Raw genomic sequence first — 16,503 nt, forward strand, 5'->3', positions numbered from 1 at the left:
TAGCAATAAGCGGACAGCACATCGTAGCGCTGTCCAATTCTTCAATCGGATAAAATCGTCGCGACCGCGCGTTTTGTCATGGCGCGGATCAGCGCTGCCCTATATTCGGCGGTTGCGTGAATTTCGCTGTTCAGCAATTCCGCATCCGGCATGATCGAATTGATGGCATCCGGCAGGAAACTTGCCTTAAGAATTTCTTCAGCGGCTTCCCACCGGAAAACCCCATCCGATCCGGCACCCGTTACCGCAACGCGAACGGTCTCATCACTCTTTGCCACGCCGACGCCAACGATTGCATAGCGCGATGCAGGGTTGGAAAACTTCGCATAGGCAAAACGGGCTCCGGTTGGAATCCGAATACCGGTAACGATTTCTGTTTCTTCGAGCGCGGTGGTGAACAGGCCCAGGAAGAACGCGTCGGCTGCGATTTCACGCTGATCAGTGATCACCATGGCGCCCAGTGCCAGCAGAGCCGCCGGATAATCGGCGGACGGATCGCAATTGGCTATCGACCCTCCAAGCGTGCCGCGATTGCGGACATGGCGGTCGCCAATGCCTGCGGCCAACGTGGCTAGACCGGGCAAATGTTCCGCCACGAGTGCATTTCCCGCGACATCGGCGTGACAGGTCATGGCGCCGATTTCTATCGCGCCATCGTCCGTCATGCCGATATTCTGCAATTCGGGCAATCTTTGCAACGAGATGAGGGCGGACGGCATGGCCAGTCCCTGCTTCATCGTCGGCACCAGCGTTTGTCCGCCTGCCAAAAGTTTGGCACCGTCGTCCTCGGCCAACAGGGCTGATACTTCGGCGAGGCTGGTGGGCTGGTAAAGTTCGAAATTCTGCATCGGATTTCTTTCAAGCGCTTTGCTTCATCGCCTTTGAACCGGCAATCACGGCTTTGACGATGTTCTGATAGCCGGTGCAGCGGCATAGATTGCCGTGCAATTCTTCGCGAATCCCTTCCGGTGAAAGGGTTTTGTTCTCATTCGCTATGCTTATGGCCGTCATGATCATGCCGGGCGTGCAATAGCCGCATTGCAGGCCGTGATGATCTGCAAAGGCTTTTTGCATGGGATGCAACTCGCCGGAGGGCGATGCAAGCCCTTCAATGGTGGTGATTTCATCGCCGTCGCATGTTGCGGCCAGAACGCTACAGGATTTGACCGAGCGCCCGTTCAGATGCACGACGCAAGCGCCGCATTGTGAGGTGTCGCAGCCGACATGCGTGCCGGTGAGGCCTAGATGCTTGCGTATCAGGTCAACGAGCAATGTGCGCGGCTCCACTTCGACCTGTACAGCTCTTCCATTGATGGTGAGTGAGAGCGGCCTCATGTCTACCTCCCGTTTATTCCATGCGAAATCTCGCGCCCACACTCGGGCGGCGCCGATCAACATTAGTCTATATTATTTTTCGCGCAAGTGTGCGATAAGTGAAATCGACTGAATTTATCATGCGGTTTTATCCGTAAAGGACAAGTTGGGAATTGTAATGGCTGAGTTACAAGCGGGAGCATTGCGTCAATATCCCTGGTGGTGGGAGAATACCAATCTGATACACCATGAAGGTGCTGAAGAAGCGCCATCGCTGCCGGCGCGGGCCGATGTGGTGGTCGTGGGCGGCGGTTTGACGGGGCTGACAGCCGCGCAAATTCTTGCGGATGCCGGTCGATCTGTGGTCCTATGCGACGCCGGTAAGCCGGGCGGCGGCGCGAGCTCTCGCAACGGGGCCATGCTTGGGCGTTACTTCAAGCATTCATTCGGGCAGTTGAAGGATTCAGCAGGGCTCGACACGGCTGTCGCCTATTTTCGTGAGCTTTGTGCCGTATATGACTTCGCGATCGATCGTATCAATGCACTTGGCCTTGATGCCGGGTTTCGCAACTGCGGGCGCGTTGTCGGTGCAATTACGCAGGGTCACCGCGATCGCCTGTTTCGCGAATGGGAGTTGCGGGCGCGTCACATTGGCGAAAGCGTGAATTTTCTCGAGTATTCGGATCACCCCGAATTGCCGACCGAGCGTTATGTTGGCGGTATTCATATTGTCGAGAACGCTGCGGTTCATCCTGGACGCTACTCGATGGCGCATGTGAAGGCAGCAAAAGAAGCCGGTGCGCTTGTGTCCGGCTTCACCCGTGTTGAAGCGGTCGCAAAAGAAAAAGATGGTTTTAGCGTCCGCACAACGCGCGGCACGGTCATGGCCCGCGATGTTCTGGTTGCCACCAACGGCTATACCGGCAAAAGCCTGTCGTGGTTTCATCGCAGGCTCAGCCCCATTAACGCTTTCATGATTGCGACCCGCCCGCTTGAACGAACGAAACTCGCCCGTCTGCGTGCTGGAAACCGTACCTATCACGACAATCGCAAGAATTCGAATTACTATCAGTTGAGTGATGACGGTCGCCTTATCTTCGGTGGCCGGACAGGGCTTTATCATCGCTCCCTTCCCCAAATGGCGGTAAAACTGCGGGAAGAAATGGTGCGTTTCTTCCCCGAACTCGAAGACGTAGAGGTTTCCCACGCCTGGACCGGCAGCTGTGCCGCGACAGGAGATATGTTTCCGCATGTCGGGCAACATGACGGCATCTATTTTGCCACGGGGTACTGTTTCTCCGGCCTCGCTATGGCGCCCTATCTCGGGCACAAGGCGGCGATGCGCCTGCTTGGCAATGTCGAGGCGGCTGAGACGCTCTTTACGCAGGACGATCTGCGCTACGTGCCCTGGCCGAAGCGACAATCGTTTCTCATTCCCCTCGTCATGCAGTATTACCGCATGCGCGAACCATTGCCAAAATTATAAAATCGCACAGTTGCGCGAAAATTGATTAGTGCTATGCTGGCCACCTACCGCAATTATGGGGAGGCCATATTGACCCTTCGCACTATCATTCAGGAAAGAGCGGCAGCCGGGCGAATTTTGACGGGTACATTCGTCAAGACACCATCGGCTGACGTCGTGGAAATTCTGGCATTGGCAGGGCTGGATTTTATCTGCCTTGATGCGGAGCACTCAGCTTATGGTCGCCGCGATCTCGATTGGTGTCTCGCGTTGGCGCGCGCACTTGGTCTGCCTGCACTGGTGCGTCTGTCTCATGCCAGCAGTGATACAATCTTGCAGGCGCTGGATGCGGGTGCCGCAGGTTTGGTTGTCCCGCATGTCGATTCGCGTCTGTCCGCCCAGCAGATTGCGCGGCGGTCGAGGTTTGGCGCGGGAGGCCGGGGCTATTCCGGCACCACGCGTTATGGCGGGTTTGGCACGCGAGGCATGGCGCAGATTCTCGATGAAGAAGAGCGGGATGTTTTCGTCATTGCCCAGATCGAAGATCCTTCGGCTCTCGACGAGATCGATGAGATCGCCGCAGTCCCCGGTATCGACGCGCTGTTTTTCGGTGCAGCTGATATGGGTGTCGGCATGGGCCTTCGCAGTTCGACGGCACCCGACGTTAAGGCCGCTTTCCAGAAAGTTGCTGCTGCGGCGAAGGCCGCCGGAAAACCTCTAGCTGCCCATTGCGCTGGTGCTGGTAGTGTTGCCGCACTCGCAGAAGATGGGGTGGCGCTGGCATTCGTAGGGTCTGACCAGGGGCTGGTGCTGAATGGCGCGCGCGCTATCGCCGAGGCCGCTAGGGGCTGACCGGCTTCTCACATTTCAATCAGTCGCCCAATGTCAGGCGCTCAAAATTTGGAAAGCAGTTATGACCGGAACACCCATCAGAAAACCCGGATATGTCGAGTTCGACGGCGCTTTGGCTCCCGCGGAAGGCTGGCGAACAGCCCGCGCACGCGGCAAGACATTTCTCGTAGAATGGCTGGATGCCATTGCCGATGAGGCAAAGGTACAGCGTTCAACGGACGATGAAACAATAGCCGTTTTTCCTTCGAACAGCGGCGGTGTCATTACCATTGCCGGTGTGACGACGATGGTTTCCGGCCGCTCGATTGTAATCGTTCCTGCCGGACAATATGTCCTGCGCGCCGAAAAGGGCGGCACGATTATTCTTCTCTCTCCATTGCGGCGTGGTGTGGTGCATAGTCCCGCGCTCAATGAAGATGATTACGATGACAATTCATGCGAGGGCATGGTGTCTGTCGCCGAGACAGGTGCGTCGTCGGCCCAGTTGCAGGTGATCCCGGTTGATGACATCGTGCCGCCCGCAGACAAACCGCGCCTGAAAATTATTCGAAGCCGGACAATGAGCGTCAGCTGGATCGAATATGAGGGGCTTCGTGACCGCACCAAACTGAGCCCTCATGATCACACCAATTTTGAGCAAGGCTCGCTGGCAATAGAAGGCGCTTTTATTCACCATCTTCGGGTTCCGTGGGGGCCTGATGCGACGATCTGGCGTGATGACATGCACCTGCACGCCGCGCCGCGAAGCCTTTGTGTCATTCCTCCCCGGATGATCCATACGACCGAAGGTGAGGGCGGTGGAAAGCACATCCTGCTCGATATTTTTGCGCCTGCGCGCGAAGATTTCGTTTCAAAAGGTTGGGTCTTCAATCAGCACTCCTATCAGCATTAGAACACCGATCTAAATCAATCAGATCGAAACGCGCTTTAAGAGCAATGGCGATTCGCGAAATCGCACGATTAAACTGCAAAAAATTAAATTCGCACACTTGTGCGAAATTAAAATCGAAGCTAACAATTGATGAGACGGTCGGACTCGGAGGTTCGAGACGGCTGCGGGAACAACAGCCCAACTGAGATCCTAGAAGGGACTCAAGCGGTTCGGGTTTTGAGTGGAGAGCGACATGCCATATTCATTGGGTATCGATATCGGCGGCACGTTCACCGATCTGGTTCTGTTTGATCCAGATCGCGGTGTGCAACACAACATGAAGACCCTGACGACGCCAGAGGAGCCGGAAAAGGCTGTTATCGAAGGCACGCGTCAGATGATCGCCAAGGTTGGTATCAATTCCGCCGATATCAATCGCGTGGTCCATGCAACGACGCTTTTCACCAACGCCATGATCGAGCGAAAAGGCGCGTTGACGGGGCTGATCACCACCGCCGGTTTCCGCGATGTTCTGGAAGTCGGTCGCGAGCGCAAATTCGAGCTCTATGACATCTTCATCGAAATGCCGGAAGCACTGGTGCCGCGCACCCTTCGATTTGAAGCGATTGAGCGCATTTCTCCGACCGGTGCGGTGGAAACACCACTCGACAAGACCAGCCTCAAGGTCGCTTGCGACAAGCTCGTGGCGGAAGGTGTGACTTCGGTAGCCATCTCTTTCCTGCATTCCTACGCCAATCCGGCGCACGAGCTGGAAGCTGCGGAATTCATTCAGGAGAACTATCCGGACATCTTTGTGACGACTTCCTTTGAAGTTGCGCCGGAAATTCGAGAATATGAAAGAAGCTCCACGACTGTCGCGAATGCTTATGTCAAGCCGCTGGCGGTCGCCTATCTAGGGCGTCTCGAAGCACAGCTTGGCGAGATGGGTGTCAACGCGCCGCTTTTCCTCATGGTATCTTCCGGTGGGCTTACCCATATTGGCGAGGCGCGCCGCACCCCGATCCAGCTTCTGGAATCAGGCCCCGCCGCAGGCACGCTTTCCGCCGCGTTTTTCGGGGAGCGCAGCGATGTAAATCACGTGCTTGCCTTCGATATGGGGGGTACAACGGCGAAGCTCAGTGTTGTCGACAATGGTGAGCCTCTCGTTGCCTACAAATTCGAAGCCGCACGCACCCGCCGTTTCAAGGAAGGCAGCGGGCTGCCGATTAAGATTTCCACGATTGATCTGATCGAGATTGGTGCAGGCGGCGGCAGCATTGCGCATGTGGACAATATGGGCCTGATGAAAGTCGGACCAGAAAGTGCAAGCTCGCGTCCCGGCCCGGCCTGCTATGGACTGGGCGGTACGATGCCGACCGTCACCGACGCCAATCTGGCCCTTGGCTATCTCAATCCCGATTTCTTCGCGGGCGGCACGATGGTGGTCGATACCGATAAGGCCAGAGATGCGATCGGCGGCTTGACGAAGGAAACCGGTCTGTCGGTCAGTGAGCTCGCCTGGGGCGTTCATGATATCGTGAATGAGAACATGGCCAGTGCCGCTCGCGTTCACATCGCCGAGCGCGGCAAGGACCTGCGCAAATATGTCATGGTTACCACCGGCGGCGGCGGACCGCTGCATGGCTATCAGGTTGCGCGCAAACTCGGCCTCAAGCGCCTTGTCTGTCCGCCAGCGGCGGGGGTCGCGGCCGCGCTCGGGCTGTTGATTGCTCCGGCACGGGTCGACCGCGTGGCGACCATTGCACGCCCGGTGGCAGATCTCGACTGGAACGAGCTCGAAGCGACCTATGCAAAGCTCGAAAGTGATGCACGCCAGACGGTCGCGGAAACCGTACCGGATGCGCGCGAGGTGACCGTGCGTCGCCTGGCCGACATGCGCTATATCGGTCAGGGCTTTGAACTGGTGGTCAGCCTGCCGGAAGGTCCATATGACGCTAAGAGCCGCGAAGCGATCCTCGAAAACTTCCGTGCGGCGTATCGCGATGTATTCACGCTCAATCCTCCGACCGACCGCATCGAGATCGTGAATATCCGCGTCACCGTTTCGGCTCCGACCGGCATGGCCGGTACGGGTGCCGTTATTGCCAATGGAACGACCGACCAGGCCGTGAAGCAGACGCGAAAGGTTTATTTCCCGGAGATCAGGGATTTCGTGGAAACGCGGGTATTCGAGCGCGCAAAGCTGCCCATTGGCGCGAAAATTCAGGGCCCGGCTGTGGTCGAAGAGCCTGAATCAACGCTTATCGTCGGCCCTGAAGGGACGCTGACCGTTGAACAGGGTGGCAATATTCTGGTCGATATCGCGGCATAGGGCGGTTTTGCTCTGGCTCATCAATGAGAGCACATCCCGAAAAGTGTGAAACGGTTTTCGGATAAGATGTGCGTTAAAACAAACGGTTAGAGCGCTGATCTGATCCAATCATATCGAAACGCGCTCTAACGCGCATCTTGTTGAAACCTCCTCAGGATGCGCTTTGATCCCGGTCAAAAACAGGAACATGATCATGTCTGCTCAAACTGCCCGCCTTGACGCCGTTGTACCTGCCCCGCAATCCGTTCGCTTCGATGCCGTGACGTTGGAAGTTATCTGGACGCGTCTCGTCTCGGTGGTCGATGAAGCCGCTGCAGCGCTCGTCCGCAGCTCCTTTTCGACGCTCGTCCGCGAATCCTATGATTTCTCATGCATCATCACCGATACGCAGGGACGGTGTCTCGGCCAGGCGACGGATTCAATTCCGTCCTTTATCGGCACATTGCCGAAGACCGTACGTCATTTTCTCGATCACTTTCCGGTCGACAGCCTGAAGCCGGGCGACGTTCTCATCACGAATGATCCTTGGATGGGCACAGGCCACCTTCCAGACCTGACAGTTGCCAAGCCGCTGTTCCGCAATGGCAAGCACGTGGGCTTTGCAGCCAGCACGACGCATTCGCCCGATATGGGCGGCCGCACCGGCACCGCCGATATTCGCGACGTCTTCGAGGAAGGCTTTCAGGTTCCGATGCTGAAGCTGATGGATGAAGGTCGGGTGGACCAGACCTTCATCACCTTGCTGCGCAAGAATGTCCGCGTGCCTGATCAGGTTGTCGGTGATCTGTGGGCGCAGGTGTCTGCTCTTGAGCTGATGGAACGCCGCCTCTTCGACCTCATGAGCGATTATCAGCTTGATGAGCTGGAAGGGCTGGCCGACGAAATTCTCGATCGTTCGGAAGCAGCGATGCGCGATGCCATCCGCAACTTCCCCGATGGCACCTATACATACGAACTTCAGACTGACGGCGTCGTTGAACCCGTCACCATCCAGATCGCGGTGAAGGTTGAGGGCGATGGGATTCTGGTGGATTATGCTGGCACGTCGGCGCAGGTCGACCGGGCCATCAATGTGGCGCTGTGCTATACCTATGCCCAGACGGTCTATGGTCTCAAATGCATTCTCGCGCCGGAAATGCTCAATAATGACGGTGCGTTGCGCCCGATTGAAGTGATTGCGCCTGAGGGTTCCATTCTCAATCACACTTATCCGACTTCCGGGCAGACCCGTACGCTTGTCGGTCACTTCCTGCCATTCGCAGTCTTTGGAGCCCTGAGCAAGGCGGTGCCTGAGCGCGTGGCAGCGGGTCCGGGGTCGCCGCTCTGGAGCATTCAGGCATCGGGCGTCAACGAAAAGGGCGAAACCTATGTCAATAAGTTCTTCTTCAATGGCGGTACGGGTGGCACGGCGCAACGCGATGGCTATAATGTGCTGAGCTGGCCATCGAATATTTCCTGCGTCCCGGTGGAAATGATGGAGCAGCAGTCCAATTTCCGCGTCATGCACAAACGGCTGCGGGAAGGATCAGGCGGTCAGGGCCAGCACCGTGGCGGCCTCGGGCAGGAAACACTTCTGGAGTATCGTTCCGAACGCCCCGTCGTGGTCGGCTTCCATGCCGAGCGTACCCTGATCGCGCCGCCCGGTATCAATGGCGGTGAGGACGGCAAAACCGGCATTCTTGAAATCAACGGCAAGCCGCTGACACCGTCGCAGCAGAAGGTGCAGCATGTCATCCGCGCCGGTGATCAGATCCATCTCAAGACGCCGGGCGGCGCCGGTTTCGGAACGCCTGCCAGCCGGGATGAGAAGCTCATCGCTAGGGATCGTTCCGCCGGTTACGCTTAAAGCGGTTTGGTGCTGTCAAAGAGACACATTTGAAATCAAATGAATGATCGTTAAACACCCGGAGCGCATCGTGACAAACGATGAAGCTCCGGGCTATAAGGAATAGGGGACTCTCATGAAGCTGAATGGCGAACAGATTTTGCCTTGCGCGCCCGACAAGGCCTGGGAACTTTTGATGAATCCGGAAACACTTCAAGCTTGCATCCCCGGATGTGAGAGCCTTTCGCAGGATGCAGACGACAAGTTCTCGGCGGTCGTTTCCATCAAGATCGGCCCGGTCAAGGCGAAATTCAAGGGTGAGGTCGAACTGAGCGATTTGAATCCACCCCATACCTGCCGGATTTCAGGCAAGGGAACGGGCGGTCTGGCCGGCTTCGCACAGGGTGGCGCTGCTATCCAGCTTTCGGAGCACGAAGAAGGCACATTGTTGGTCTATGATGTCGATGCGCAAGTTGGCGGAAAGCTGGCCCAGCTTGGCGCGCGCCTGATCGATTCCACGGCAAAAAAGCTGGCGCTGGAATTCTTCGATCAACTGCAGGAACAGATCACAGAAAGAGCTTGAGCGATCGAGCGAGGCTCGGGGAAGGGCAGTGCGATGATTTTCGGGGAAATACCGCTCGACAAGGCATTGAACGCCATTCTCGCGCATCGCTTGGTTGTGGGCGGAACGAGTTTCCCCAAAGGGCATGTTCTCAACGCGCATGATATCGAATTTCTTCGAAAGGAAGGGTATGACAGCGTGGCGTCGGCCCAACTGGAAGAAGGCGATGTTGCGGAGAATGACGCTGCAGGTCAGATTGCCTCTGCACTCTTGGCAAATGGCACCGTTTCCTCCGCAGCGACGACCGGGCGGGTGAATTTTCTGGCGCGGGAAGCTGGTGTCTTCACGGTCAACCGGTCGCTTGTTGATGCCGTGAATTCTGTTGATCCGTCGATAACGCTGGCGACCTTGCGTGAGTTTGACCGCGTACGCGCCGGGCAGGTCGTTGCGACAATCAAGATTATTCCCTATGCCGTACTCGAAAGTTCCGTCGCTATGGTGCTTGCGCTGTGCGGCGACCAGAATATGCTGAGTGTCGAGCCCTTTAGCGGTCGCACTGTCGGACTTGTTCAGGGAACAAACCCGACGTTGAGAACCAGTGTTCTCGACAAAACCCGCCAGGCGCTCGAGGCGCGTTTGACGATGAATCTCGGCGCTGTCGCAACAGAACTTCGGGTTTCGCATGCGGTTCAGCCAATGGCGCGCGCCATAGAAAATGCAGCTGCTGTTTCAGACATTGTCGTGGTGTTCGGCGCATCGGCTGTTGCGGACAGAAACGATGTTCTCCCCACTGCCATTCGCAACGCAGGTGGCACGGTTACTTATGTCGGGATGCCCGTCGATCCCGGCAATCTGCTGGTCCTTGGTGAAATCGACGGTAAGCCGGTGATCGGCGCTCCCGGCTGTGCCAGGAGCATCAAGGAGAACGGGTTCGACTGGGTTCTGGATCGCCTGATGGCTGGTATGAGCGTCACACCAAAAGATATTGCGACAATGGGGGTTGGTGGTCTTTTGCTCGACAGTCCGGCACGCATCGCGCCGCGCGATGGCAGAACCCGAAGAAAGCGCGATCTTGTGGTCACGATCGCTGTTTTGGCCGCTGGTCAGTCCTCACGCATGAGCGGCGCAAACAAGCTGCTCGCCATTTTCGATGGCAAGCCATTGGTGCGCCGTTCTGTTGAAAATGCCATGCAAGCCGACAGTGGCCGGGTTATCGCCGTCACCGGTCATATGGCAGGCGACATTGCAGCTTCGCTTGACGGACTCGACGTCGCTATCGTGCACAATCCGGCTTATGCCCTTGGTCTTGCGAGCTCGATCAAAGCAGCCCTTGTTGCAGCACCGGCGGATTGCGATGGATTGATGATCCATCTGGGAGACATGCCTGCGGTCAGTGCAAGGCACATTCGTAGGATGGTCGACTGTTTTCGCCAGCACGATGGAAACGCCGTCATTCGCGCGGTTACGGACGAGGGTGAGCGTGGCAATCCCGTGATTATACCGCGCCAGCTTTTTGAATCTGTTTCGGCTCTGTCCGGTGACGTGGGGGCAAGGCATATCATCGAGGCGAGCGAACTTCCTATCATTGATGTGCCGATTGGTGTCGCCGCCAGAATAGACGTCGATACAAGAGACGCTGTTGTGAATGCCGGGGGACGAATTGTCTGAGTGTCGTTCCCGTTTTGCCAGTGATCCATTGGCCGTGGCGCTGAATTGGCGCCAGGGCGGCAAAGGTGTTGCAATCGCCACGGTGATTGAAACATGGGGATCGGCGCCACGCGCCACTGGTAGCCACCTTGTTATCGACGAGAGGGGCCATTTTGAAGGCTCGGTTTCTGGTGGTTGTGTCGAAGGTACAGTCATTGAAGAGGCTCTGGAAACGATTGCCTCCGGTAGGTCAAAACTGCTGGAGTTCAGTGTTGCCGATGAAACAGCATGGCGCGTGGGGTTGTCTTGTGGAGGCAAGATCAGTGTCTATGTGGAGAGGGTCGATTGATGCAAAGCTCTCTTCTTGCGGAACTGAATGAGATACGCGCCAGACGTTTGCTGGCAGCGACATTGACCGATCTGGACAATGGACGCACCGAGCTTGTGCGGGATGCTGAGGATGTTTCTAGTGCGTTGCAACCTCATGTTCGCCAAGCGTTTGAGACGGGCAAGCCGCTCTCTTTTGTGTCCGAAAATCGGCGGTATTTCATCAATATATATCGCCCGGCATTGCGGTTGAAGTTGGTGGGGGCAGTCCATATCGCTCAGCATCTAGCGCAGATGGCCACTATGACAGATTTCGATGTGGAGATCATCGACCCACGAGCTGCCTTTGCAACGCCGTTACGGTTTCAGGAAACTGCGTTGAAAGCAAGGTGGCCGGAAGAGGCGTTTCGTGACAGTCCGCTGGACCGGTATACTGCGGTCGCCACGCTCACCCATGATCCCAAAATTGACGAGCCGGCGCTCTCGCTAGCAATGCGGTCGGATTGCTTTTACATTGGAGCGCTAGGCAGTCGTCGCACCCATGCACAACGCACTGAAAACCTGCTGAAACTTGGGCACGACGCCACCGATCTGGCGAGGATTTCATCGCCAATAGGGCTTGATATTGGCGCACAAACTCCAGCGGAAATAGCGGTGGCGATCCTCGCGGAGCTCGTACAAAAATCCAAGATTTTCTCCAGAAACCGGTCCCCACTTTCGGGAGACATGCTTTAGGGGGTCAGTACGATCTTGCCCATGTTGGCGTTGCTCTCCATCCAAATGTGCGCATCTATCGCTCGCTCCAGTGGGAAGGTTTGATTGACGTGCGGGCGGAAGATACCTTGTGCGACAAGTGGCAGGACGGTGGATGCCACGTTTGTGGCGATGCGGCTTTTCTCGGATTTTGGCAAAGGTCGCAACGTTGAGCCAACCAGAGTGAGGCGGCGACGCAGAAGCGGTTCGAAATCTGCAGATATGTGGCGACCGTCCTGCAACGAGATGATAGCACAACGACCATCGACGGCCATGGCCTTGAGATTGCGATCGACATAGCTGCCGCCGACCATATCGAGCACAACATTGACCCCCTGTCCACCGGTCGCTGCGAGCACCACGTCAACGAAATCCGTTTCCCGGTAGTTGATCGCCACGTCTGCGCCGAGGCTGCGGCAATAATCGCATTTTGCAGCCGATCCGGCGGTGACGATCACGCTCGCGCCCACCGTCTTTGCGCGTTGGATAGCATGGCTGCCAATACCGCTCGATCCGCCATGGATGAGAACCCATTCCCCTGCATTCAAGGCGGCACGCTCGATGAGATTGTATTCTACCGTCATGGCGACCTCGGGAAGCGCAGCGGCGGTCACGAAATCGATTTCATCCGAAAGGGGAATGAGCTGGTCCGCTTCGGCAATCGCGAAATCCGCATAACCGCCGCCATGTACCAGGGAGCACACCCGCTTTGCGATACCCAACGGAACATCATCGCCGACGGCTTCAATCGTGCCTGCGACTTCCAGCCCCAATGTTGGATCGGCGTCAGCGGGAACAGGGTAGGTGCCGCGCCTTTGAGATATGTCCGGCCGGTTTACGCCAGCCGCATGAACCCGGATAAGCACCTGTCCTCTTCCAGGGCGGGGGATGGGCACCGTCTGGAGTTCCAAGGCCTCCGGGCCGCCCGGAACAGGGCAACGTATCGCTCGCATGGTGGTGGCGCTGAAAGCAAATGTCACGTTGTTATCCTTGCGTATGAACCGCGGCGGTCGGCGCTTTGCGGTAGGTCAGGTGCAGTCCGATTGTCGCAACTGCGGAAAGTCCCATGACGATTGCAAAGAAGCGGTAGGCATCGACCGGGGTCCAGTAATGCGTGAACATATAGCCGGTCAGCAGGGGCGCGAGGATCGCGATACCCCGCCCGAAGCCGATCATCAGGCCGACCCCGGTGCCGCGCAGCACTGTTGGATAGATGGATGGGCTTATGGCGTAAAAGGCTGCAACCGCTCCGTTTGCGCAAACGCCGATAGCGAAGGCGAGCACCATGGCGAACGACAGGATTCCGGAGAATTGCGCGTAGAGCGAGAAGGCTATGCCGCCCAGCACCAGCAGCAAGATGGTTGCCAGCCTGCCGTGGACCCAGAGCGTCAGAACGCCAAAAAGGACTGCCCCAAGAACGCCGCCGAATTGAATGAGCATCGCAATACGAATACCGAGATAGGCGTCCCCGGTCGCGTCGGAAATGATCTTGGCGGTCCAGGTGTTGGCGAAATAAAAGGACGAGATCAGCAGAGCATAGCCCATCCAGAGAAATATCGAGCGTAGAAGCAGCGGAGCTTGCAGAAGCTCCGGGAGTCCTTGTTTCGTCCTTGCAGTTTCCGGTGAACTGCTTGACACAGGAATAACGTCAACAGGTGCATGCCCCATTCTCATTGCAATGCGATTATAGGTATCGATCGCGTTTTTTGGCCGACGCTGAACAAGATACTCGATCGACTCCGGCAGGTAGAAAACCACGACGACTAACAGTATGGCGGAGAGACCAGCCCCAAAGAAGAACGGTGCCTGCCAGCCAAACGCCTTCAGCAGGGGCGAGATCGCGAAGCCTGCGAGAGCCGAGCCGAGAGGAAGCCCTGCACCATAAAGCCCCATGACGAGGCCGCGACGTTTTTCCGAAGCATATTCCGAAACGATGATGTTAAGGCTTGAGATCATCGCGCCGATGAACAGACCGGCTGCGGCGCGCACGAAAACAAGCTGCCACAGGGAGCGGCACAGCCCGGAAAGCGCCATCAATAGGGTAATGGCTGTGAGACAAAGCACAATATGTCTGCGACGTCCGATCTTGTCCGCAAGCGGCGATATGAACACCGCGCCGAGCGCCATACCAAAGATGCCGGCGCTCAGAAGATACCCTACCTGAGAGTTTGGGAGATCCCACGCTTTGGCGATTGCCGGCATGGAAAAGGGCATTGCCACGACTTCATAGCCGTCGATCATAGCAAGCAGGACGCAGATAACGCAGATCCAGATCTGGGTGGGGCGCATCGGCCCCTTCTTGATTGTTTCGTCAAGTGTCATTGAGCCCTGGTCCTCCCTATGGGCAAGCAAACTATTCGAACCGCGTACAGGCACACCAAATCATTTATCACCTCATGAAAAGCGATGGCGTTGGGATAGTCTTTTCGCGGTTCCCTCCACGCGCCACAGACCATGATTATCGCTATCGCGATGACTGGTCTCGTCGGCGGGCTCCGACACCACTGATTGTGAAAATCGGATCATTTGAAAAGAGGCAAATGCAGAACCGTCCGCCTGACGGACACATCGCACCCAACCTATGTGTCCGCCTGGTGGACGAAAGGCACATTGTCAATTGTCATAGATCGTTGCGGGACATTTATATCGCTCAACTCAAATGCTAAACTGGAGCTACCAAATGCGCCTGATATCTTTCGAAATTGATGGTCGCCCGTCTTACGGCCTGATGCGCGACACATTTATTCATGAAGCGACCGCTGCTTTTCGTGCCATTTATCCGGATTTGCGTTCAGCGTTGGCTGCCGGAAAGGCCAGCGCCATTGAAACGGAATCCGATGGAATGGATCCGTCCGCCGTTAAATTGTTTTCCCCAATTCCAAACCCGGACAAGATTATCTGTATCGGCCTGAATTACGCCAATCACATCAAGGAAACAGGCCGCGAGAAACCCAAATATCCCTCCATCTTCACGCGTTATCCGTCTTCGGTGCTGGGCAGCGGCGTGCCGTTGCTGAAGCCGATCTGCTCGGATGAATTCGACTATGAGGGCGAACTCGCCGTCATAATCGGCAAGGAAGGCCGTAATATTCCAGCCGCCTCGGCCAAGGATTACATTCTAGGCTATTCCTGCTTCAATGATGGCTCGATCCGCGATTTTCAGCGTCATACGACCCAATTCTGGTCAGGCAAAAGCTTTGACGATTCCGGTTCGATGGGGCCATGGATCGTCACCACAGATGAGCTTCCCAATCCAGAAGAGCAGCATCTGCGGACTATTTTGAATGGTCAGGAAGTTCAGACCACGCCAATTTCGGATCTGGCTTTCTCCATCGGGGAAATCATCGAATATGTCTCTAAGGTGACGAGACTTCTCCCCGGCGACATCATCGCGACGGGCACTCCGGGTGGGGTGGGACGCTTTCGCACACCACCGCTCTACATGTTCGAAGGAGACAGGATCGAGGTCGAGATCAGTGGCATTGGCACCCTGTCGAACCCTGTCGCGAACGCGCAGTAAGGGCTGACAGCTGTCTCCGAAATCGGAGACAGCCCCGCATAGGGAGGATAAGATGGCAATCAACGCATTGGGATATATCGGAATCCGTTCTGATAAGCTGTCGGACTGGAATGACTTTGCCGGGAGCTTGCTCGGCATGCAGTGCATCGAGCGGGCGTCAAATGAATTGGCATTCCGTATGGATGATCGGATGCAGCGGCTCTTCGTCATGAACGAACCGGGCGAGACGTTATCCTGCATGGGCTGGGAGGTCGAATTTGAAAGCGATCTCGATCTGTATGCCGCGCGATTGCAGAACGCCGGGACACGCGTCAGGCATGGGACACGGGCCGAGTGCGACCGGAGGTTCTGTGCCTCCATGGTTATTTTCGACGACCCTGTGGGAAATCGGGTGGAGCTTATCTGGAAGCCGATGCTTTCTTCCGATCCGTTCGTTCCCGGGCGCCCGATTTCGGGTTTTATGACCGGTCCCTACGGCATGGGGCACGCAGTGCTTCATGTGAGGAATATAGAAATCATGATGCCCTTCTATCGGGACAATCTCGATTTCCATGTCACCGATTACGGACTGCAACCCTATGGGCTTTACTTCTTCCACGTCAACAACCGTCACCATAGCTTTGCGATGGTCGGTTCGGGTGGACAGGGCTTTCATCATTTCATGATAGAGTTCCGCAACCTAGACGATGTCGGGCAGGGTTACGATATTGCCATGCAACGCGAAGACAGCATTGCCTATACGCTTGGTCGGCACACCAATGATTACATGACCTCGTTCTACGCGAATTCACCCTCTGGATTTTTTGTCGAGAACGGCTGGGGCGGGCGGGTCATCGATCCGGCGACGTGGGAGCCTCATCAGACGACCGACGGGCCATCCTTCTGGGGGCACGAGCGTCTTTATCTGACCGAAGAGGGGGGCAGGAAACGCTTGCGCGACATGCGTATGGATGCCGCCGCGCGAGGGATACAGGCTCCTCTGGTCGCCGACTGCCCCTGGCTATTCAACGAACTTGCCCGTACCGGCCATTGATC

At 56.6% G+C, this 16,503-nt stretch carries 15 protein-coding genes; 11 read left to right on the forward strand and 4 right to left on the reverse strand.

Annotated features, from left to right (window positions below):
- Positions 1-41 precede the first annotated feature (41 nt).
- Positions 42-848, reverse strand: coding sequence for a xanthine dehydrogenase family protein subunit M (locus tag JAU75_RS13860; RefSeq protein ID WP_199057098.1), 807 nt, complete (start codon positions 846-848; stop codon positions 42-44).
- A 10-nt stretch (positions 849-858) separates the two neighbouring features.
- The gene (locus JAU75_RS13865; protein WP_199057099.1) at positions 859-1,335 is read right to left on the reverse strand and encodes a (2Fe-2S)-binding protein; all 477 of its coding nucleotides are present in this window, start codon (positions 1,333-1,335) and stop codon (positions 859-861) included.
- Positions 1,336-1,492: 157 nt separating this feature from the next.
- Between JAU75_RS13865 and JAU75_RS13870 the strand changes: the two genes are divergently transcribed.
- The 9 genes from JAU75_RS13870 (at position 1,493) to JAU75_RS13910 (ending at position 11,930) form a co-directional block, all read left to right on the forward strand.
- Entirely contained in the window at positions 1,493-2,800 is a 1,308-nt protein-coding gene (locus JAU75_RS13870) for an FAD-binding oxidoreductase (RefSeq protein WP_199057100.1), read from the forward strand.
- A 69-nt stretch (positions 2,801-2,869) separates the two neighbouring features.
- Complete coding sequence (locus JAU75_RS13875) at positions 2,870-3,631, forward strand: aldolase/citrate lyase family protein (protein WP_199057101.1); 762 nt, start codon at positions 2,870-2,872, stop codon at positions 3,629-3,631.
- Between the two features lie 61 nt (positions 3,632-3,692).
- Positions 3,693-4,523 carry a hypothetical protein gene (locus JAU75_RS13880; protein ID WP_199057102.1) on the forward strand — a complete coding sequence of 277 codons (831 nt, stop codon included), beginning with the start codon at positions 3,693-3,695 and terminating at the stop codon, positions 4,521-4,523.
- Between the two features lie 232 nt (positions 4,524-4,755).
- Positions 4,756-6,834 carry a hydantoinase/oxoprolinase family protein gene (locus JAU75_RS13885; protein WP_199057103.1) on the forward strand — a complete coding sequence of 693 codons (2,079 nt, stop codon included), beginning with the start codon at positions 4,756-4,758 and terminating at the stop codon, positions 6,832-6,834.
- Between the two features lie 193 nt (positions 6,835-7,027).
- Positions 7,028-8,680 (forward strand): hydantoinase B/oxoprolinase family protein, encoded by a 1,653-nt coding sequence (locus JAU75_RS13890; protein ID WP_199057104.1) that lies wholly within the window; start codon positions 7,028-7,030, stop codon positions 8,678-8,680.
- Positions 8,681-8,795: 115 nt separating this feature from the next.
- Positions 8,796-9,242, forward strand: a complete 447-nt coding sequence (locus tag JAU75_RS13895; RefSeq protein WP_199057105.1) for a carbon monoxide dehydrogenase subunit G — start codon at positions 8,796-8,798, stop codon at positions 9,240-9,242.
- A 33-nt stretch (positions 9,243-9,275) separates the two neighbouring features.
- Positions 9,276-10,889, forward strand: coding sequence for a molybdopterin-binding/glycosyltransferase family 2 protein (locus tag JAU75_RS13900; RefSeq protein ID WP_199057106.1), 1,614 nt, complete (start codon positions 9,276-9,278; stop codon positions 10,887-10,889).
- Complete coding sequence (locus tag JAU75_RS13905; RefSeq protein ID WP_199057107.1) at positions 10,867-11,217, forward strand: XdhC family protein; 351 nt, start codon at positions 10,867-10,869, stop codon at positions 11,215-11,217. The genes JAU75_RS13900 and JAU75_RS13905 overlap by 23 nt, the downstream gene beginning before the upstream one ends.
- Entirely contained in the window at positions 11,217-11,930 is a 714-nt protein-coding gene (locus JAU75_RS13910; protein ID WP_199057108.1) for an XdhC family protein, read from the forward strand. The genes JAU75_RS13905 and JAU75_RS13910 overlap by 1 nt, the downstream gene beginning before the upstream one ends.
- Here JAU75_RS13910 and JAU75_RS13915 read toward each other — a convergent pair.
- A complete protein-coding gene (locus tag JAU75_RS13915; protein WP_371836177.1) occupies positions 11,927-12,928 on the reverse strand; it encodes an NAD(P)H-quinone oxidoreductase in 1,002 nt (333 codons plus the stop codon). The genes JAU75_RS13910 and JAU75_RS13915 overlap by 4 nt on opposite strands.
- A 4-nt stretch (positions 12,929-12,932) precedes the next feature.
- Positions 12,933-14,270 (reverse strand): MFS transporter, encoded by a 1,338-nt coding sequence (locus JAU75_RS13920; RefSeq protein ID WP_199057109.1) that lies wholly within the window; start codon positions 14,268-14,270, stop codon positions 12,933-12,935.
- 358 nt (positions 14,271-14,628) lie between these two features.
- Here JAU75_RS13920 and JAU75_RS13925 point away from each other — a divergent pair, with 358 nt between their 5' ends.
- Together JAU75_RS13925 and JAU75_RS13930 are read left to right on the forward strand one after the other, a co-directional pair.
- A complete protein-coding gene (locus tag JAU75_RS13925) occupies positions 14,629-15,468 on the forward strand; it encodes a fumarylacetoacetate hydrolase family protein (protein ID WP_199057110.1) in 840 nt (279 codons plus the stop codon).
- A 52-nt stretch (positions 15,469-15,520) separates the two neighbouring features.
- Complete coding sequence (locus JAU75_RS13930) at positions 15,521-16,501, forward strand: VOC family protein (protein ID WP_199057111.1); 981 nt, start codon at positions 15,521-15,523, stop codon at positions 16,499-16,501.
- Positions 16,502-16,503 lie beyond the last annotated feature (2 nt).

The sequence above is a fragment of the Ochrobactrum sp. Q0168 genome, assembly GCF_016427605.1.
In the GTDB taxonomy this organism is placed as follows: Bacteria; Pseudomonadota; Alphaproteobacteria; order Rhizobiales; family Rhizobiaceae; genus Brucella.

What these genes read in the sequence shown, in the direction of transcription:
- JAU75_RS13900 (WP_199057106.1), top strand. Translation starts at nt 9,276, where the DNA reads ATGATTTTCGGGGAAATACCGCTCGACAAGGCATTGAACGCCATTCTC.
- JAU75_RS13870 (WP_199057100.1), top strand. Translation starts at nt 1,493, where the DNA reads ATGGCTGAGTTACAAGCGGGAGCATTGCGTCAATATCCCTGGTGGTGG.
- JAU75_RS13920 (WP_199057109.1), bottom strand. Translation starts at nt 14,270, where the DNA reads ATGACACTTGACGAAACAATCAAGAAGGGGCCGATGCGCCCCACCCAG.
- JAU75_RS13885 (WP_199057103.1), top strand. Translation starts at nt 4,756, where the DNA reads ATGCCATATTCATTGGGTATCGATATCGGCGGCACGTTCACCGATCTG.
- JAU75_RS13860 (WP_199057098.1), bottom strand. Translation starts at nt 848, where the DNA reads ATGCAGAATTTCGAACTTTACCAGCCCACCAGCCTCGCCGAAGTATCA.
- JAU75_RS13905 (WP_199057107.1), top strand. Translation starts at nt 10,867, where the DNA reads ATGCCGGGGGACGAATTGTCTGAGTGTCGTTCCCGTTTTGCCAGTGAT.
- JAU75_RS13895 (WP_199057105.1), top strand. Translation starts at nt 8,796, where the DNA reads ATGAAGCTGAATGGCGAACAGATTTTGCCTTGCGCGCCCGACAAGGCC.
- JAU75_RS13930 (WP_199057111.1), top strand. Translation starts at nt 15,521, where the DNA reads ATGGCAATCAACGCATTGGGATATATCGGAATCCGTTCTGATAAGCTG.
- JAU75_RS13865 (WP_199057099.1), bottom strand. Translation starts at nt 1,335, where the DNA reads ATGAGGCCGCTCTCACTCACCATCAATGGAAGAGCTGTACAGGTCGAA.
- JAU75_RS13925 (WP_199057110.1), top strand. Translation starts at nt 14,629, where the DNA reads ATGCGCCTGATATCTTTCGAAATTGATGGTCGCCCGTCTTACGGCCTG.
- JAU75_RS13910 (WP_199057108.1), top strand. Translation starts at nt 11,217, where the DNA reads ATGCAAAGCTCTCTTCTTGCGGAACTGAATGAGATACGCGCCAGACGT.
- JAU75_RS13880 (WP_199057102.1), top strand. Translation starts at nt 3,693, where the DNA reads ATGACCGGAACACCCATCAGAAAACCCGGATATGTCGAGTTCGACGGC.
- JAU75_RS13890 (WP_199057104.1), top strand. Translation starts at nt 7,028, where the DNA reads ATGTCTGCTCAAACTGCCCGCCTTGACGCCGTTGTACCTGCCCCGCAA.